The following is a 19,251-nucleotide window of genomic DNA, read 5'->3' on the forward strand; positions in this document are numbered from 1 at the left end:
CACTTCGTTCAAACCTCTCTTTCATCATAGGATGACAACATTGCAAACTTTTAGGACACCCTCTATTATATAACACCCCATTATAATATTCTGATTCCATCTAACTAACGAGTCAAAAATTTACTCTTAGCCTTAATTATATCTGCCACAGGTTTATTTTCAATTTTACTTTCCAACCACGAAATAATATCTAAATAAAGAAAAGCTCTTTTTTCATAAGAATGACTTTCAAATGACTTTAATTTTGCATGTAGTTTTTTGAACTCATTTTTTAATTGATGAGGATAAATTTCACCCAAATTTTTTAAAAACTTAATCATTTCTCTTTGAACTTCATGTAACTCATTCATTTTAATAAGAAACTTATAAGTAGCTTTTAATTGTTTTTCAAGTTGATAATCCATACACGCCTCATAATGCGCCACTAAATTCAAAATCCTAGAAAAACACATGAGGTCTTCCCGCATGCTTAGGTTTTTATTATCTATAATTTTAGTTAAATATTCTATACACTTTTTATTATTGTTTGTTCCAAAATGTAAACACGCTATTTTATAATAAAAAACCATTATATGATGATCATCAATCGTGTTTTTGTACAGGTTTATTAATGTTTCTACTTCTTCTATAAGCAAAAGCCCTTCCTTAAAAGTTCCTTCTAAAAAATGCAAATTAAACTTATTGTTATAAATACATAAAAAAGCAAGCGAGTTTATATTATCATTTTTAGGAAAAGAATCCGATTGAATTGTCTGTTCAATCCGGTATAAAGTAGTTTTAAAACTTGACTTATATTTAATCAAGTACAAACATTCTAATAAATAAGTAGCTCCCTTTAAAAACCATACAGGATTAATATATATTTGATGTTCGTTTTCATAAAATAAACCAATCCACTTAGTAGAGTATTTATAACAGCTCAAAAAATCTTGAACAAGCAAATGTTTCCATAAAAATGTTTTATAAAGCCATAATTTTTCTCTAAATCCCAACTCTTCATATTTATAATTTGGAACATTTTTATTAAAAAAATCTGTTATCTCTCTCATTTCTTCATCACTCTTGGCATAACCACTTTTGAGCATAATACTATAAAGCTGAAGAGATAAATTAGACAATTTACTAGCAATTACGTTTTGTATACTAAGTTCTTTTGCCTGAATAGCCAGTTCATCTGCTCTATTAATAATACTACGAGTTATATACTGAGATTCTATTACTTTTTCTAACTCAACAATTTCATACGCTATATTTTTTTCTTCATTTTCAACTGCCATACTTTTGGCTTTATCAAGAATTTTCAAACTTTGTTTATACAGCCCTTTTTGATACAAAATGGTTGCAAAATCTAATTGTTCCCTTATCAAAATACGTATATTTTGATTAATAGGATTTAATCGTAAACTAACTAAAATTTGCCTATACAAATGAGCCTTCAGATTAGACAATTGAAGTTTTGTTACGATCTTACTTCTCAATATTTCCTCTTCATCATATTCTACCATTTTATCTAGCAAATTAAAAAGAGATAAAAATTTCGCATCCGTATTAACACCTAATCTATTAACATATAGTTTAAAATGTCTTTTTTCAGATTTTGAAAGCGAATGAATTAGAATATGCAAATTATCTTTTGTAGGGTTAGACATTGTAATTTATTTTTCATTAAATACTTACTATTAAAGCACTTACACTTCTTTCATCACTCCTTAGATATTGTAAAATCAAAGTTTTAAAATCAATTTAATGCTTACACAAAATATAAATTCGTTATCAAAAATTAAAATGTTTTATGGAAAATCAGAAAATAAAAATTTTTGACACAACTCTTCGCGATGGTGAACAGGTACCAGGATGTAAGCTAAATAAGAGGCAAAAATTAGCAATTGCTTCTCGTTTAGATGAACTAGGAGTTGATGTAATTGAAGCAGGTTTTCCTGTTTCTAGTCCAGGAGACTTTGAAGCTGTAGATGCTATTTCTAAATTAGTCAAAAACGCAACCGTATGCGGTTTAACACGGGCTATAAAACAAGATATAGAAATCGCTGTAAGAGCATTAGAAAAAGCTAAAAAACCTCGTATTCATACAGGCATAGGAACCTCTGATTCGCATATAAAATATAAATTCAACGCAAGTAAAGATGAAATTATTGAACGAGCAGTAGAAGCCGTTGCCTTCGCTAAAAAGTTTGTAGACGATGTCGAATTTTATGCCGAAGATGCTGGAAGAACAAATAATGAATTTCTTGCTCTAATTTGTAGTGAAGTCGTAAGCGCAGGTGCTACCGTTTTAAACATACCTGACACAACAGGCTATTGCTTACCTGACGAATACGGTGCTAAAATAAAATATCTAAAAGAAAACGTAAAAGGAATAGACAATGCTATATTGTCTTGTCATTGCCATAATGATCTGGGTTTAGCTACTGCTAATTCAGTAGCAGGAATCATTAACGGTGCCAAACAAATAGAATGTACTATAAACGGTATTGGAGAAAGAGCCGGTAATACATCTTTAGAAGAAGTCGTAATGATTTTACGCCAGCATCCCGATTTAGGTTTTACAACTAATATAAACTCTAAATTACTATATGAAATGAGTCAACTAGTTTCTGAACAAATGGGAATGGTAGTCCAACCAAATAAAGCAATCGTGGGATCCAATGCCTTTGCCCATAGTTCAGGCATTCATCAAGATGGAGTAATCAAAAATAGAGAAACTTACGAAATTATAAACCCAAATGACGTAGGCGTAAATGAGTCATCAATCATTCTTACAGCAAGAAGTGGACGAGCAGCATTAGCCTATCGCGCCAAAAAAATTGGTTATGAATTAACCAAACTACAATTAGACAAAGTCTATCTAGAATTCTTAAAATTTGCCGATAGAAAAAAAGAAGTAGTAGATGAAGATGTACACAAAATTATTGAATTAAGTAAAATTAGAATATTTGCCTAATGAAAAAGAAAACCTTATTTGACAAAGTATGGGATAGCCACGTGGTGAGTACAATACCTAACGGCCCTCAAATTTTATATATAGACACCCATTTAATACACGAAGTAACAAGTCCTCAAGCATTTGCTGAATTAGAAGATCGTAACATTTCTATTTTTAGACCCAATCAAATTGTAGCTACTGCAGATCATAATGTTCCTACTTTTAATCAACATCTCCCCATCAAAGATGAATTATCAAAACAACAAGTAGAACAATTGACAAAAAATTGTAAAAAAAACAATATTACACTTTATGGTTTAGGTCATCAATATCAAGGAATTGTTCACGTAATAGCCCCCGAATTAGGAATTACACTACCTGGAATGACTATGGTATGTGGTGATAGCCACACCTCCACTCATGGAGCCTTTGGAACGATTGCTTTTGGAATTGGCACAAGTCAGGTAGCACAGGTTTTTGCAAGTCAATGTCTACTATTAAACAAACCTAAAAGCTTACGTATTACTGTAAATGGTATACTCGCGAAAAATGTAACCCCTAAAGATGTTATCTTATACATAATTTCCAAAATAGGCACCAATGCAGGAACAGGATATTTTTGTGAATATGCTGGAAGTGTTTTTAGAGAAATGTCTATGGAAGGACGTATGACCGTTTGTAACATGAGTATAGAAATGGGAGCTAGAGGAGGCATGATCGCTCCTGACGCAACTACCTTTGAATATATACAAGGAAGAAAATTTGCTCCAAAAGGAAACGAATTAAAAGAAAAAATAGACTATTGGAAAACCTTAGTAACAGACGAAGAAGCTGTTTTTGACAAAGAATATCATTTTGATGCTCAAGATATTGCACCAATGATTACCTACGGAACAAATCCTGGTATGGGAATAAAAATAACCGAAACAGTTCCGTTTATAAACAACGATCCTTCTTTTGATAAAGCTATAGAATATATGGGATTTAGCAAAGGTGAATATTTACTGAACAAAATAATTAATTATGTCTTTATTGGTAGTTGTACTAACTCCAGAATTGAAGATTTTAGAGCTGTAGCTCACTATATAAAAGGAAAACAAAAAGCATCAAATGTATATGCACTAATTGTTCCTGGATCACAACAAGTAGCTATACAAATTAAAGAAGAAGGTTTGTCTAAAATTTTTGAAGAAGCAGGTTTTCAAATTAGACAACCTGGATGCTCTGCTTGCCTAGCTATGAATGAGGATAAAATTCCAGCAGGAGAATACTGTGTTTCTACTTCTAATAGAAATTTTGAAGGAAGACAAGGACAAGGCGCAAGAACATTATTAACCAGTCCCGTTCTAGCCGCAGCAATTGCAATTGAAGGTAAAATTGTAATGGCACAAATCTAAAAAAGAAAATATGGAAAAGTTTACAAAATTAATATCTAGAGCAGTACCCCTAACAGTAGAAAATATAGATACAGACCAAATTATACCTGCTCGTTTTCTAAAAGTAACAAACAAAATTGGTTTTGGAAACCATCTATTTAAAGATTGGCGTTTTGATAATCAAAATAACCCCATTAATTCTTTCATATTAAATAATTCTGATTATTCAGGCAGTATTTTAGTTGCCGGAGATAATTTTGGTTGTGGTAGTAGTAGAGAACACGCCGCTTGGGCATTAACTGATTATGGTTTTAAAGTCATCGTTTCTAGCTATTTTGCTGATATTTTTAAAGGTAATGCCCTAAACAATGGTTTATTACCTGTACAAGTAACTCCTGTCTTTTTAAATGAAACTTTAAACTTATTAAAAACAAACCCTCAAGCCCTAATTGAAATTAATCTAGAAACACAAACTATTACAGTTACAGACCTATCTAAAACGGAAAACTTTGAAATAGATCCTTATAAAAAAATCTGTATGATAAATGGTTATGATGATATTGATTTTTTGATAAGTCATAAAAATAAAATTGAAGCCTTTGAAAAATCAAGAAACTTATCTTATCATAAAATAACAATATAAAGTTAAACAAGTATGGAAATAAAAATAGCATTATTATCAGGAGACGGCATTGGTCCTGAGGTAACAAAACAAGCAGTTAAAGCACTAAAAGCTATAGAAGAAATATATAATCATACATTCTATTTTACAGAAGCTCCAGTAGGAGCCCTAGCAATTGATGAAACAGGTAATCCTCTACCTGAAGCAACCTTAAAACTATGCAAAGATAGTCATGCCGTTCTTTTTGGAGCCATAGGCGATCCCAAATACGATCATGATCCTACAGCAAAAGTAAGACCTGAACAAGGTCTTCTAAAGCTAAGAAAAGAACTAGGACTATTTGCAAACATTCGTCCTATCAAAACCTATGATACATTACTAGACAAATCCCCTTTAAAAAAAGAAATTATTCAGGGAACTGATATGATTATTTATAGAGAGCTTACAGGAGGTATTTATTTTGGTGAAAAAAAATTAAATGAAACCGGTACTATTGCATCTGATTTATGTAAATATACAAAAGAAGAAATAGAAAGAATTACTCATCTTGCTTTTAAAGCAGCCTATACAAGAAAAAAACATGTTACTTTGGTAGATAAAGCCAATGTATTAGAATCCTCTAGACTTTGGAGAAAAGTAGTCACGGAAATAGCTAAAGATTATCCCGATATAACGTTAGATTTTTTATTTGTAGATAATGCAGCTATGCAAATAATATTAAATCCAAGCTCATTTGATGTTATTCTAACAGAAAACATGTTTGGAGATATTATTTCAGACGAAGGCAGCGTAATAGGAGGATCCATTGGCCTATTAGCTTCTGCTTCAATAGGAAACAAAAACGCTTTATTTGAACCCATTCATGGATCTTATCCTCAAGCTAAAGGAAAAGGTATAGCGAACCCCATTGCGTCTATCTTAAGTGCAGCTATGCTTTTAGAGCATTTTGGTTTGTACGAGGAAAGTACTACTATTAATAAAGCTGTAGATAAAGCCTTACAATCAAAAATAGTAACCGTAGATTTAAATAAAGATTTAAATTATTCAACGGAAGTTGTTGGAGATACTATTGCTGAATTTATCCTGAATAAAGATATTGAAATCGTTAATTTTGAAAATTTAAAAATAGGTAAATCCGTACTTATTTAGTATTCTAATTCATTATGTTTAACCCTATTTATGCGTTAGACTTTGTGATGAAAAGGAAAAAAGCAAAGAAGATAAAATGGACAGATATTTTTAAAATCGTACTATTTTTAAACTTTGAAATTTCCTCATAATACTATTTTTTTAACCTTGAGACTGTCCAAAAAGTTTACAATCTTTTCATTTCGACCAAAGGGAGAAATTACATAATATTGATTATGAGACTCTTCCTTACAAAAGGAACAAACTGTATATTGATTTAGGCACTATCCTACAAAAGCAATAAAAATTAGTGTTGATTCTTGATGTGCTTCGCGCTCGAACTAATGATGATTTCAATTATATACTCAACCGTTTGTTCGAGTTGTTTTAACCCAAATTACGCATTAGAGAATTTTAAAAAAACTTTATTGATTCCCTAATACTTTATTTTTTTAAAAACTAGAATTGATAAAAATTAAAACATTTTATTTCAATGAGTTATAAAAATTAATTTTTCTAATGCGTAATCTGAGTTTAAAATAAAAAAAAAGATCGAGAATTTTTCTTTTTAATCCAGTATATTTTAAATTTAAATGGCATCAAAGATCTTTTATTTGTAATAATTTTTTAATATACAAATGTGTATGAATCTTTTTTAAAATTAAAATAAAATTTGAAAGGGTTCGACTTTAAAAAAGTGAACCCCTTCTTTTTAACCCAACTTAAAACAAATTTTTCTTTTAACCAGTCTACTTTTTATTTTACCATAAAACAAACGATTAACTCAATTGAAATTGACCAATAGATATAGAATGGGACTTATTAGCTATAATTTCAGAAACTATTTTTCCTGTAGCAGGTGCTAAACTTAATCCCATCATGCCGTGTCCTGTTGCTAAAATTACATTTTGAATACTTTTATCTCTGGCAATTATCGGCATACCTGACGGAGTACAAGGACGAAAACCATACCATATATCTTGATTTTCAGGCATTTTTACTTTCATTTCAGGATAGAAAGTGTTTACTGTATTAACAATACCTTGTAATCTGTTCCGATTTATTTTTGTATCTCCTGTATGAGTAATTTCCATGGTACCACCAAAACGAATATCATTATTCATAGGAGTAACAGCTACTTTTCCTTCACATAAAATAGAAGGAATTTGAGGTTTTTTTTCTTTATCTAATAAAGTAAAACTGTATCCTTTTCCTGGTAAAAGAGAAATACCTGTTCCTATTTTTTTAGCTAAACTAGGACTCCATGCCCCTGTCGCAATTACAACTTCGTCTGTACTAAAATTTCCTTTAGAAGTAATTATCTGACTTACTTTTTCGTTCGTTAGAACAAAATCCATCACGCTACAATTACTATGAATTTTTATTTCTTTTTTAGCTAATTCTTCTTTTATGTATGCTATGAATTTTTGAGGATATAAATGCGAATCGCATTTATAATGAACTCCCCCTAAAATATCTAGTTTCGTTCCTTGTTCTAAACTTTCTACTTCTGATTTTGATAAGAATTCGACTTCTAACCCTAATTTTTTAGCTTCTTCTCCTTCATGCACAATTTCCGCACCTGTTTTATCTGTTTTAAACAACATTAAAAGTCCTTTTTCTTCATAGTAAAAGGAATTACTTTTACTTGCTAAATCTTTATAAAGTTCTTTACTTAACAGAGACAAATTTCGAAGAGCTGGTTTTGCTTTTTCTACATGTTGTTTTGTGGCATTTTTATAAAATTTCCACCCCCATTTCAACAAATCAACATCAAAACGAGGTTGGATATAAAAGGGACTTTTACTATCAAACATCCATTTAACGCCTTGTGCAATCATACCTGGTTGTGCAAGGGGAATAACGTGAGAGGGCACTATCATTCCTGCATTTCCATAGGAGCAACCGTCTGTTAGATCAGAACTGTCAAATATTTCTACCTCATATCCTTCTTCTGTCAAATAATAAGCAGTACATAACCCAATAATACCGCCTCCTATTATACTTATTTTTTTCATTTTTTAATACTTTTGAGATTTGGGATATTTAAAAAAAATGCTTAGCAAATTTATTTTCACTATACTTTCCTAATTTTTAATTCTATTTATATTACCTGAAATCCATGAGCGTATGGATCATCATCATCAATAATAATGTTGTTATAACCATAAACTTTAGCCCATCCTTGAATACTTGGTACAATTGCGGGTATAGAACCTATATTGGTTTCTTCAACTACTCGTCCGATGAATTTACTACCAATAAAGCTTTCGTGTATAAATTCTTCGTCTTTTTTTAAGATTCCTTTTGCATGTAATTGCGCCATTCGAGCAGAGGTTCCTGTACCGCAAGGGGAACGATCTATTGCTTTGTCTCCATAAAATACAGCGTTTCTTCCTGAAGAACTTGAATCAATTGGAGTACCTGTCCATAATAGGTGGCTTACATCTCTAATTGTATTATTTTCTGGATGTATAAATTGGTTTTGATATTTTTCATTTATACGCGCACGAACCACTTGACTGTATTGTATTATTTTACTTGCGGTAAAATTTTGTATCCCACTAAAATTTTTTTGTGGATCAACTATGGCGTAATAGTTTCCTCCATAAGCTACATCAAATACTATTTCACCCAATTCAGGACATTCTATCGTTAAATCTTGCGCTGCTAAATAGGATTTTACATTTGTAAGGCGTACCCACTCTACTTTTTTGTCAATTTGTTTGTATTCTATTTGCACAAGACCTGCTGGTGCTTCCATTCTAATTTTTCCTGGATTTTTTGGCGTAACTAATCCCTCTTCAACAGCTATGGTAATTGTACCTATAGTGCCGTGACCGCACATGGGTAAACATCCTGAGGTTTCTATAAACAAAATTCCAAAATCATTTTCTGGATCAACAGGAGGGTATAAGATACTACCACTCATCATATCATGACCTCTGGGTTCAAACATTAGTCCTTTTCGAATCCAATCGTACTCTTTTAAAAAATGTTGTCTTTTTTCGCTCATGTTTGCACCCTTTAAATCAGGACCACCACCAGCTACAACCCTTACGGGATTTCCGCAGGTATGTGCATCTACACAAAAAAAAGTTTTTCTTCCCATTGCTTACGCTGTAATAAAAGCTGTTGTTATTTCTAATTGATCATTTACGGTTCTTGAAATTCCTAATGGGTTTTCATTTTTTAATTCTTCTGGTAATAATTCGTTAGGCCAATTTTGATAACTTATAGGTCTTACCCAACGTTTTACGGCATGAATACCTACCGCTGTAAATCTTGAATCAGATGAGGCTGGATAAGGACCACCATGTAGCATAGACGCACAAACCTCAACTCCGGTTGGCACACCGTTAAAGTGTAATAGTTAATATTTAATCTGACAGTTACCAATTAAAGTATTAATTTTAAACAAAGATTAAATATGACAACAAATCAAAAAATAATAGGTAATAAAATTGGACTATTAAACTTAGCAAACAAATTAAAAAATGTATCAGAAGCTTGTAGGATTATGGGCTACAGTCGTGATAGTTTTTATCGTTTTCAAGAATTATATGAAACAGGAGGCGAATTAGCACTTCAAGAAATAAGTCGAAGCAAACCCATTATTAAAAATCGTGTTGAACCCTACATTGAGCAAAAAGTAGTAAGCATTGCTACAGATAATCCAGCTCTAGGTCAGCAAAGAGTGAGTAATGAATTGCGTAAAGAAGGCATTGTACTTTCTCCTGGAGGAGTTCGTTCGATTTGGCTTCGTAATGATTTAGAGACCTTTAAAAAGCGATTAAAAGCCTTAGAGACAAAAGTAGCAAAAGAAGGTTTGATTCTTACTGAATCACAAGTCGTAGCCATTGAAAAAGCTAAAGAAGAAAAAGAAGCTCACGGAGAAATAGAAACCGCTCATCCAGGTTATTTGGGAGCACAAGACACCTATTATGTTGGCACAATTAAAGGAGTAGGAAGAATTTACCAACAAACTTTCATAGACACTTATTCTAAAGTTGCTTTTGCAAAACTATACGACCAAAAAAATTCACTCGTAGCAGCAGATATGCTCAATGATAAAGTGCTCCCATTTTATCAAGAACAAGATGTTTCTTTACTTAGAATACTTACCGATAGAGGAACAGAGTATTGTGGTTCACAAGATCACGATTTTCAACTTTATCTAGCTATTGAAGACATAGATCATACTAAAACCAAAGCTAGAAGTCCTCAGACTAATGGTATTTGCGAACGTTTTCATAGAACTATACAAAATGAATTTTATGCCATAGCTTTTAGAAAAAAAGTTTATAACTCAATTGAACAACTTCAAATAGACCTTGACCTTTGGCTTATAGAATACAATCAAAACAGACCCCATTCTGGTAAGTTTTGTTATGGACAAACTCCTTTAAAAACTTTTTTAGATACCAAATATTTGGCAGATGAAAAAAACTTGAATAAATTGCATCAGAATCATTTTTTTCTTTCATCTGAAAAAGCCCCGCAGGAATTGAAAAAACAAACAATCTGACAAACTTAATTTAACTTACAACTGTCAGGTAAAGTAGTGGCTATTACAGTTAAAGATTAAACGTCCAACTCTTCCTTTTAACGCTTCTACTACCTCTCTATATTGACTTAGTTCTTTTGATTCTGCGATAATTGTTCCTGTTAATTGTCCTTCTAGGCTGTTTATAACCATTGCCATTTGCTCTTTCGTTTCGCAAACTACTAGTACTGAAAATGGTCCAAATACTTCATGACTTAATGTTTTATTCTTTAAAAATTCTGTTGCATTAACCCTTAATACGGTTTGAGGAGCATAATTAGGTTTTGTTTTACCCTCATAAATAGCTAAAATTTCTACTCCTTTTTGTAAACTTAATTCTTGTTGTCCTTCGTCATAATTTTTTCTAATAGAATAATGTAACATACAAGAAGGTGCTATTTGTAAAATTTCGGATGCTAATTCGGATGCAAAAGAGTTTAATTCTGGGCTTTCTAATCCAATTATTAAACCTGGATTTGTGCAGAACTGTCCTGTTCCTAAAGTAATGGAACTTGCATATTGTTTAGCCCAAAAAGAGGTGTTATTTCTTAGTTCGTTAGGTAATAATACAACAGGATTAATACTTCCCATTTCTGCAAATACAGGAATGGGTTCAGAACGTTGTGATGCTAAATCAAAAAGAGCTCTACCTCCTGCTATACTCCCTGTAAACCCAACGGCTTTAACTAATGGATGTTTTACTAATATGGTTCCTAGAGCTGTACCCTCTCCTATTAAATTAGAAAAAACACCTTCAGGCATGCCTGTTTTTTGTACAGCTTTAATTACAGCAGATGCAATCATTTCTCCTGTTCCAATATGCATAGAATGGCTTTTTACAATTACAGGACATCCTGCTGCTAATGCTGAAGCGGTATCTCCTCCAGCTGTAGAAAAAGCAAAAGGGAAATTACTTGACCCAAAAACTACTACTGGTCCTAATGGATAAAGCATTTTTCTCAAATCTATTTTAGGCAAAGGCTGTCGATCAGGAATTGCTGTATCAATTGTAGCTTCTACCCAGCTTCCTTCTTCTAACATTTGAGCAAAAGCACGTAATTGTCCAATCGTTCTTCCTCTTTCTCCTTCAGCTCTTCCTCTTGGCAAACCAGATTCTTGAACATATACCTCTAAAAGAGTATCTCCTAAAGCAAGTATTTCATCTGCAATCGCATTTAAAAACAAGGCTTTTCTCTTTCCCGAAACGTTTTTATATTCTTGGTAGGCCTTATTTGCTAATTGAACTGCTTGTTCTATTTCTTCTGTTGTTGCTTCTATAAAGTCCCAGCTGTTTTCTTGGTTCAATTCAGGATTAAAAGTTTTTAAAACTTTAGTTCCTCCTGCCACTAAATTAGTTCCTATATAATTTTTTCCTGTAATCATATTTAGTCTTTTATATTTAATAAAGTAACCTACAAGCTTTTACCTGTAGGTTAAGATAGCCTCTGAAAAAACATTATCAACCTTATGAAAAGAAGCCTATCAAATGAACTTTATTAAAATATTTTTTTTTATATCGTCTCTGTTATTAGAGATGCGTTTTTATAATCTGGTAGAATGGGTCTTGTTTTTAACCCTTCTTCAATAATTGCTAAAACTTTTTGTTTTTCAGCACCAGCTAAAGGTAGACGCGGTGCTCTAACATATTCTGTACCTATACCTGTTGCTACTTCTGCTAACTTTATATTTTGTACTAACTGAGGACTAATGTCTAATTCTAATAATGGTAAAAACCATCTATAAATTGCTAATGCTTCTTCTATCCTACCAGCTTTTGCTAATTTGTAAATAGCTACTGTTTCTGCTGGAAAAGCATCTACTAATCCTGCTACCCAACCATCAGCTCCCATTAATAAGCTTTCTAGAGCTAAAGTATCTACACCTGATAAAATTTTTAATCTATCTCCAAATCTATTTTTAATACGAGTAACATTTGATATGTCTCTTGTTGATTCTTTAACAGCTTGTATATTATCAAACTTTAATAATTCTTCGAACATATCTAAAGTTACTTCAATCTTGTAATCTACTGGATTATTATATACCATAATAGGTAATGTAGTACTTTTAGCCACTTCAGAAAAAAATACTACAGTTTCATAATCTGTAGCTTTATATCGCATAGGAGGTAACATCATTAATCCTTTAGCTCCGTCTTGTTCTGCTTTATTAGCTGCTTCTATAGCTCCTTTAGTTGTTTGTTCTGCTATATTCATTATAACAGGGACTTGCCCATTTACAATACGAACTGTTTCGCGGATAAGCTCTCTTTTTTCATCTTCAAATAAAGTACTGGCTTCACCTAAGGTTCCTCCTAAAATAATTCCCTCTGCTCCTGCATTAAGTTGCGCCTTGATGTTTACTTCAAACATGGTTAAGTCAAGCTTATCATCTGCTGTAAATTTTGTAGTAACTGCTGGCATTACACCTTTCCATTGAAAACTCATAATTGCTGTTTTTTGACAAAATTATTTTGAATATTATCAAAGCAATACTCAGTTTTTAGCCTAAAATGATACTATATTAGCCATTGTTAAAAATAATATACCAGAATTATGATAATAACATGATGAAGTTATAAATTTGAGTAAATAAAGTACCTACTTATGAAAGTATTCCCTTTTAAAATACCCAAGACAAAAGAAGAGGCTATTATCTATCAATTTGATAAAGAATTAGTGTTATATGATAAGCTTCACCAACATGAAGAAATTCAAATTAGTTATATTGAAAAAGGAGAAGGAACGATAATAGTAGGAGATACAATATCAGAATATAACTCAGGTGACATTATTGTTTTTGGTAGTAATTTACCTCATGTCTTTAGAAGTGATGTAAATAAAGATGAAGAATTTAGTTTAGTTCATTCTATTTTTTTTGACGCCACCGTAATCAAAGAAAGTCTACAAGTACTTCCTGAATCAACAAAGATATTAGACTTTTTTAATGATACTCGCAATGGCTATAGGGTATTATCTAAAAAGGAAAAAATTTATTTACTGATGTTTGAATTGGCTACAGCAAAAGATACCACTAAGTTTATCAAATTTTTACAATTACTAAATAAACTGGCTGCCTCTAAAAAAAAATCACTTTCATCTTTTAGATATGATAAAGACATTACTGATTCTGAAGGTAAACGTATGCAAGTTGTATATGAATTTGTAATGAATAATTTTGATAAAAAAATATCTTTAGAAGAAATTGCGGATATCGCTAATATGACTAAAAATGCTTTTTGTAGGTATTTTAAAATTAGAACAAACAAAACTTTTTTTCAATTTTTAATTGAATTACGTATAGAAAAAGCCTCTCGCCTTTTAACCTCTGACAATGAAATAAGTGTTATAGAAATTGCCGAACTAACTGGTTTTAATAACATTTCTAATTTCAATAGAAAGTTTAAAGAGATTAAAAAGATATCTCCTATGAATTATCGAAAAAGATTCAAAAGTTAATATTTTATTCAATATTAAAATTCTTAACAAGCAAGGTTTCTATTTTTTAAATATTGCTCAAGTAGTTAATATTAAATAATATTAAGTTAATATACTATCCTTTTTGAATTTCTATTTGAATCAATTTTGATTAAAAATTTTAAAATGAAAAATTCTTGCTTTTTATTTGTTACTCTATTTTCCCTTTTTAGCATTAATTGTATTGGACAGGATAAACTAAATTTACTACTAAAGCTTCAAGAAATTTTTAACAAAGCTAGTATCGAAAAGATTAAAAATCTTAAAGATTTCACAGAATCTTATAAAATTGTACTCGACGAACCTTTAGATCATAATGACTTATCAAAAGGTACTTTTAAACATTGTATTTATCTGTCTCATAAGGATTTTTCAAAACCTATGGTTATTGAAACGGAAGGTTATGATGCCCGTTATGAAAAAAATGAAGTAACCTCATTATTAGATGCCAATCAATTAATAATAGAATATCGCTTTTACGGCGGTTCTAGACCTAACCCTATTCCTTGGCAATACTTAACTAACAATCAAGCTATAGAGGATTACCATAAAATAGTAGAAAAATTAAAAAAAATATACTCAGGAAAATGGATTTCTACAGGTATAAGTAAAGGAGGTGAAACAACCTTAATTTATAAATCTAAATATCCTAATGATATCGATGTGGTCATACCTTATGTAGCACCCATGATAAACGGCACAGAAGACGAACGAACTATTAAACATTATACAACTACAGCAGGTACAACAGAATGCAGAAATTCAATCATACAAACTCAAAGACAATTAATGCTTAATAGGACAGCTATTGAAATAGAAATTGCCACTCATGCTAAAAAAAACAATTTAACTTTTAATGAAGTGCCTATTTCAGAAGCATTTGAATACGCGGTTCTAGAATTACCTTTTTCTTTTTGGCAATGGAATGCTAATTGTGATAAGATTCCTCAACTAAATGCTACTCCTAAAGAATTGTTTGATTATTTAAATCATATAGTTGGTTTTGATGTCTATTCTGACAAAGGAGTTTATAGACTATTACCTTCTTTTTATCAACACTTTACAGAATTAGGTTATTATGGTTTTGATCTGAGTCCTGTAAAAGACTTACTACGCATTGTTAAATCACCTAGTAACAGTAGATTTGCTCCTAGAAATATAGATTTGAAATACGATAAATCTTATATTAAACAAGTACGCGATTATACAGAAAAAAAGGGAACTAAAATTTTATATATTTATGGTGGCTTAGATCCTTGGTATGCTTGCTCTCCTACCCCTAATGAAAAACTAGACGCTTTAAAAATGGTGCTTCCACAAGGAACACATGCCACAAGAATTAAACATTTTTCAAAAGAAGATCAACAAAAAATAATGAACATATTAATAAAGTGGTTACAATAAGTGTATATTAAATGAATAAGAATATCTAAAAATATAAGCTCACTATTTTAGCCTCATTCTAATTATTCAAAAGAAATATATTAGAAAAACAAGTTTGTATGAATCTATATTATAGCGAATATTACGAGATTTTTATCTCTAATAAAAATGATTTGTTTGTAGCCTTTTAAGACGCTCTTGTAGTATCTCACTAAGAGGCTGTCCAAAAAGTCCGCAATCTTGTCATTTGACTTCGTCCACGCTTTGCTCTAGTCAACCAAAGGGAGACCCGAGAGCTCCGCTCGAACAGGCAAATTACAACATAGTACTGATTATGAGATTCCTCCTTACGTCGGAGTGACAAACTGTGTGTTGATTTTTTACTTTTAGGACAGCCTCCGTTTAAGATAGTGTCCTTAAAAATAATTAAACAAGCTTATTTTTTTATGACTTTTATATTATTTTTAAAAAATGATAGCTTTACAATAGCCACACTGTTAGCAGCTAGTATTTCTTCAACATCCACAATGCTCCGTTTTTTATTGTCAGTTTTTCTAATTGTCCATTTGCAGTTAGATTGTCCAAATAGTTTTCACTTTCAATTCGTGCTGTTCCTGTCAGTTCAGAAAATTCTTTTGCTGTCAATGAATGATATTTTGAAAATACATAACTCCAAGTCTTGTCATAGTTGGTTTTGATAGCAGTAGGAAAAAGTTTGAGTAAGGCACTCTCAAATGTATTATATGGTTTTGAGCCATAAACCATTTCCTTTTGTCCTGCTGTGTCTGTAAAAAACATTGTTGGAAAACCTCTTACGTCTAATTCTCTGCCTAATTTTAAATCTTCTTCAAAAAGTTCTTTTGCCTTTCCGTCATAATCTGTTTTAAATTTAATAATGTCAAGCCCAACTTTTTTTCCTGCTAATTCTAAATGTTCCCATTTTGAAATATTCTTTTTTTGTAGAAATACCATTTCTCGTATTTCACGAAGAAACAAAATTGCTTTTTCATTGTCTTGCATTTGGGCTGCTTTAAAAGCAATTGAAGGTGGATAAGAAGAGTTTAAAGGGTCTTCAAACCAAACATTTCCGTCAATTGGCATATCGTAATAAACACTTACTTCGTCCCAATGATGTGCAACATCAGAAGGTTTACTTATGCCACCGCTATTATAACTCCAATTCGGCAATAAACCACCCATTCTGTATTCAATTTCAATATTTTCTCCATACTCCAATTTTAATTTTCGTAGTTGTGGTTCAATGCCCCAACAAGAAGAACAAATAGGGTCTGTGTAATAAATTATTTTTACGGTTTTTTGTTTGCTTTTACAGAACTTGTATTTCCAGAATTAGTCCGGTTTGTTGGTATTTCACAAATCCCACTTTCAAGATCGCACATCAAAGGATTGTTATTTTCCATTTTCTTTTTTGTTTGAGCTTGGCAACTAATGTTGCCAAGCATAATTAGTATTATTAAAGTTTTGAACATTATTTTTTGAATAATTTTTCAGAATATGCAGTGTTGGCAAATTCTTCCATTTTTGTAATTAAGCCATTTTCAACGGTATAAACCTGTACCCATTTTTGTTCCAAAATTTTTCCATTTTGTTTAATTTTTTGTTTTTCAGAACCAAGGACAACCACAGTATTTCCGTTGTTTAAAATTTGTTCAACTTTAAAATCAAGAATCTCAACGTTCGATACGATGTTGCCGATAAATTTTACAACTTCATTTTTCCCTTTGTATGTTCCTGAATAAGGAATCAAATTACTTCCATTGTAGTTCCATACTGTAGAATCGGAAAGCGTTAGTTTTAGTGCTTCCATATTTCCTGCTCCAAATGCTTGTAGCATTTTATTTACAACCTCTACTTCTTTACTGTTGTTAGTTTGCGCATTCACACTCATTGTTGTTAGGCTTAATGCTAATAAGATTACGCCTACCGATTTGTTCATTACTTTTTTCATTTTTTTGAAATTTTGAAATTCTTATTAATGGTGCTAAACTATTACACATTAAATATAATTTTGTTATACATTTCCTTTTAGAAAGTAGTTTCCTTTTGGATACTATTCCATAGATTGGTAATTTTGTAAAATATAAATGACTAAACTTAATGAGAAAAAATGCTGAAATAAATGCAACACCTGTCTGTCAGGTAAGAATACAAGCAATTAAAGATGCGATGAGCTTGTTATCGGGAAAATGGAAATTTCATATTTTAGGTACTTTAATAGAAGGTAACACATTAGGTTTTATGGATTTGCTAAGAGAAGTAAATGGAATTGGCTCTAAAATGCTATCAAAAGAACTACAAGATTTAGAAATGAATAAATTAATAAGTCGAACAGTAATGAATACAAAACCCATTACTATTTCATATTCAATAACTGAATATGGCAAAACACTTTCACCTCTAATTGATGAAATAGCAAAATGGGGGATTGATTATAGAAAGTCTGTCTATAAAAATGAAATCTGATAAGTTTGTGTCGGGGGTCGCTATACTTACCCCTAATATTTTGAGTATTGCCCAAAGTGGGAATTTTTAATACAAAGTTCAATTAAAAAAGAAGATTGAATTTTGCGCAAGTATCCAATTGAGACTGTTCAATTCGACACTATCCTAAAAGTGTATAAGTTATAATAAAGAGGTTGTTTTTATGATTTTTGAGGATTTTTTTCTAAAAATCAGGAGTTGTACAACAGTTACCTATGTTAGCCATTCGTTATTTTTTTAGCATTCCTTCATTTAGATAACCAAATCTAACTAATTCAGTTTCATTTTCTAAATATCTTCCACATCCTTTATTTATCAAGTATATTTTAGTTGTAATTTCCAATAAATGCGAGTAGTTATGGTCTGTTATTATTAATCCTTTATTTTTTGATTGTTCTTTTATTTGTTTATTAATTTCGGTTGCAATTGCTGGAGAAATTCCGCTGTAAGGTTCATCTAAAAGACAAAATTTAGACTTATTAAATAAAATTAATTTGATTTGTAGATATTTTAATTCACCGACTGATAGTTCGCCGACTGAAGAATTTTTTAGTTTCTGTATAATATTATCCTCCCAAAACTCGTCAACTCTATTTTCTTCGATTGTTAGATTTACAGTTTTTATAACTGAAAAATTATTTGGAATAAAATTATTTTGTGGCAAATATGAAATCCCGTTTTCCATTTTAAATGATTGAGTTAACACTTTATTGTTAAGTCTTATAAAACTGTTTTCTGCTTTTAAAGTTCCAAATAATATTTTTAGAAGCGTTGATTTCCCGCTTCCATTTCTACCAAAAATCCCAACTATTTCACCAATTTCACATTTTAAATATATATCTGATAATACTTTTTTTCCGCCAAATGATTTATTTACGCTGTCAATTTCTAATTTATATTCCATTAATCAACAAAATAATAATTGATATTCCAAAGTTTAAAAGAAAACAGAACGATATTAATTTCAGTTTACTAATATTCATATTATAGTAAAAATAGTACTCATTTTTTCTAAATTGTTCTTTGTAAAAATAAATAATAGGAATTGCTAAAAATGACAAATTTACAACTACACTACTTGGATTAAACACTAAAGAAATGATTAATAAAAATAGATTTATAAATAATACACTTTTATAAAATTCCCAATATAATTTCAGTTTCATAATGAAGATTCATTTGTTCTTTGTGCGGTTATCGATAATGACGCACAACGCCAGTCTGTGAAAAAACTTCACATCCCTTTTCAAATATATCTAAAATAATTAGTTTAAAAA

At 30.9% G+C, this 19,251-nt stretch carries 16 protein-coding genes and 1 pseudogene; 8 read left to right on the forward strand and 9 right to left on the reverse strand.

From position 1 onward, the window contains the following. Positions 1-104: 104 nt before the first annotated feature. Positions 105-1,649 carry a hypothetical protein gene (locus AWN65_RS09565; RefSeq protein ID WP_060382960.1) on the reverse strand — a complete coding sequence of 515 codons (1,545 nt, stop codon included), beginning with the start codon at positions 1,647-1,649 and terminating at the stop codon, positions 105-107. 143 nt (positions 1,650-1,792) lie between these two features. On the opposite strand from AWN65_RS09565, the gene AWN65_RS09570 reads away from it, so the two are divergent. From AWN65_RS09570 to leuB, 4 genes are read left to right on the forward strand one after another with little or no spacing between them, the layout of a single operon-like run. Continuing rightward, a complete protein-coding gene (locus tag AWN65_RS09570) occupies positions 1,793-2,959 on the forward strand; it encodes a 2-isopropylmalate synthase (protein WP_060382961.1) in 1,167 nt (388 codons plus the stop codon). After that, complete coding sequence (gene leuC / locus AWN65_RS09575; RefSeq protein WP_060382962.1) at positions 2,959-4,338, forward strand: 3-isopropylmalate dehydratase large subunit; 1,380 nt, start codon at positions 2,959-2,961, stop codon at positions 4,336-4,338. The genes AWN65_RS09570 and leuC overlap by 1 nt, the downstream gene beginning before the upstream one ends. Positions 4,339-4,348: 10 nt before the next feature. Next, entirely contained in the window at positions 4,349-4,960 is a 612-nt protein-coding gene (gene leuD, locus AWN65_RS09580) for a 3-isopropylmalate dehydratase small subunit (protein ID WP_060382963.1), read from the forward strand. Between the two features lie 12 nt (positions 4,961-4,972). Then, on the forward strand, positions 4,973-6,088 hold the full coding sequence (leuB, locus tag AWN65_RS09585; protein ID WP_060382964.1) for a 3-isopropylmalate dehydrogenase: 1,116 nt from the start codon (positions 4,973-4,975) through the stop codon (positions 6,086-6,088). A gap of 758 nt (positions 6,089-6,846) precedes the next feature. Here the strand turns inward: leuB and AWN65_RS09590 are convergent. From AWN65_RS09590 to AWN65_RS09600, 3 genes and pseudogenes are all read right to left on the reverse strand, one after another. Further along, the gene (locus AWN65_RS09590) at positions 6,847-8,085 is read right to left on the reverse strand and encodes an NAD(P)/FAD-dependent oxidoreductase (RefSeq protein WP_060382965.1); all 1,239 of its coding nucleotides are present in this window, start codon (positions 8,083-8,085) and stop codon (positions 6,847-6,849) included. 86 nt (positions 8,086-8,171) lie between these two features. Then, positions 8,172-9,179 carry a 4-hydroxyproline epimerase gene (locus AWN65_RS09595; RefSeq protein ID WP_060382966.1) on the reverse strand — a complete coding sequence of 336 codons (1,008 nt, stop codon included), beginning with the start codon at positions 9,177-9,179 and terminating at the stop codon, positions 8,172-8,174. A gap of 3 nt (positions 9,180-9,182) precedes the next feature. Then, positions 9,183-9,437: pseudogene (locus AWN65_RS09600) on the reverse strand (aldehyde dehydrogenase (NADP(+))); the annotation flags it as partial. A gap of 60 nt (positions 9,438-9,497) precedes the next feature. Here AWN65_RS09600 and AWN65_RS09605 point away from each other — a divergent pair. Further along, entirely contained in the window at positions 9,498-10,595 is a 1,098-nt protein-coding gene (locus AWN65_RS09605) for an IS481 family transposase (RefSeq protein ID WP_060382253.1), read from the forward strand. A gap of 24 nt (positions 10,596-10,619) precedes the next feature. Here the strand turns inward: AWN65_RS09605 and AWN65_RS09610 are convergent, their stop codons facing one another. Both AWN65_RS09610 and AWN65_RS09615 read right to left on the reverse strand, forming a co-directional pair. Then, a complete protein-coding gene (locus tag AWN65_RS09610; RefSeq protein WP_235588307.1) occupies positions 10,620-11,996 on the reverse strand; it encodes an aldehyde dehydrogenase (NADP(+)) in 1,377 nt (458 codons plus the stop codon). 128 nt (positions 11,997-12,124) lie between these two features. Next, on the reverse strand, positions 12,125-13,060 hold the full coding sequence (locus tag AWN65_RS09615; protein WP_060382968.1) for a dihydrodipicolinate synthase family protein: 936 nt from the start codon (positions 13,058-13,060) through the stop codon (positions 12,125-12,127). 159 nt (positions 13,061-13,219) lie between these two features. On the opposite strand from AWN65_RS09615, the gene AWN65_RS09620 reads away from it, so the two are divergent. Both AWN65_RS09620 and AWN65_RS09625 read left to right on the forward strand, forming a co-directional pair. Then, the gene (locus AWN65_RS09620; protein ID WP_060382969.1) at positions 13,220-14,071 is read left to right on the forward strand and encodes an AraC family transcriptional regulator; all 852 of its coding nucleotides are present in this window, start codon (positions 13,220-13,222) and stop codon (positions 14,069-14,071) included. Between the two features lie 144 nt (positions 14,072-14,215). After that, complete coding sequence (locus AWN65_RS09625; RefSeq protein WP_060382970.1) at positions 14,216-15,493, forward strand: S28 family serine protease; 1,278 nt, start codon at positions 14,216-14,218, stop codon at positions 15,491-15,493. Between the two features lie 483 nt (positions 15,494-15,976). On the opposite strand, the gene AWN65_RS09630 is transcribed toward AWN65_RS09625, so the two are convergent. Then, positions 15,977-16,777, reverse strand: a complete 801-nt coding sequence (locus AWN65_RS09630; protein WP_335338730.1) for a ClpXP adapter SpxH family protein — start codon at positions 16,775-16,777, stop codon at positions 15,977-15,979. 184 nt (positions 16,778-16,961) lie between these two features. Beyond that, on the reverse strand, positions 16,962-17,441 hold the full coding sequence (locus tag AWN65_RS09635; protein ID WP_060382971.1) for a nuclear transport factor 2 family protein: 480 nt from the start codon (positions 17,439-17,441) through the stop codon (positions 16,962-16,964). Between the two features lie 149 nt (positions 17,442-17,590). On the opposite strand from AWN65_RS09635, the gene AWN65_RS09640 reads away from it, so the two are divergent. Continuing rightward, positions 17,591-17,956 carry a winged helix-turn-helix transcriptional regulator gene (locus tag AWN65_RS09640; RefSeq protein ID WP_060382972.1) on the forward strand — a complete coding sequence of 122 codons (366 nt, stop codon included), beginning with the start codon at positions 17,591-17,593 and terminating at the stop codon, positions 17,954-17,956. 247 nt (positions 17,957-18,203) lie between these two features. Here the strand turns inward: AWN65_RS09640 and AWN65_RS09645 are convergent, their stop codons facing one another. Next, a complete protein-coding gene (locus tag AWN65_RS09645; protein ID WP_060382973.1) occupies positions 18,204-18,878 on the reverse strand; it encodes an ATP-binding cassette domain-containing protein in 675 nt (224 codons plus the stop codon). Positions 18,879-19,251 lie beyond the last annotated feature (373 nt).

Source organism: Flavobacterium covae (assembly GCF_001534645.1).
Taxonomy (GTDB): Bacteria; Bacteroidota; Bacteroidia; order Flavobacteriales; family Flavobacteriaceae; genus Flavobacterium; species Flavobacterium covae.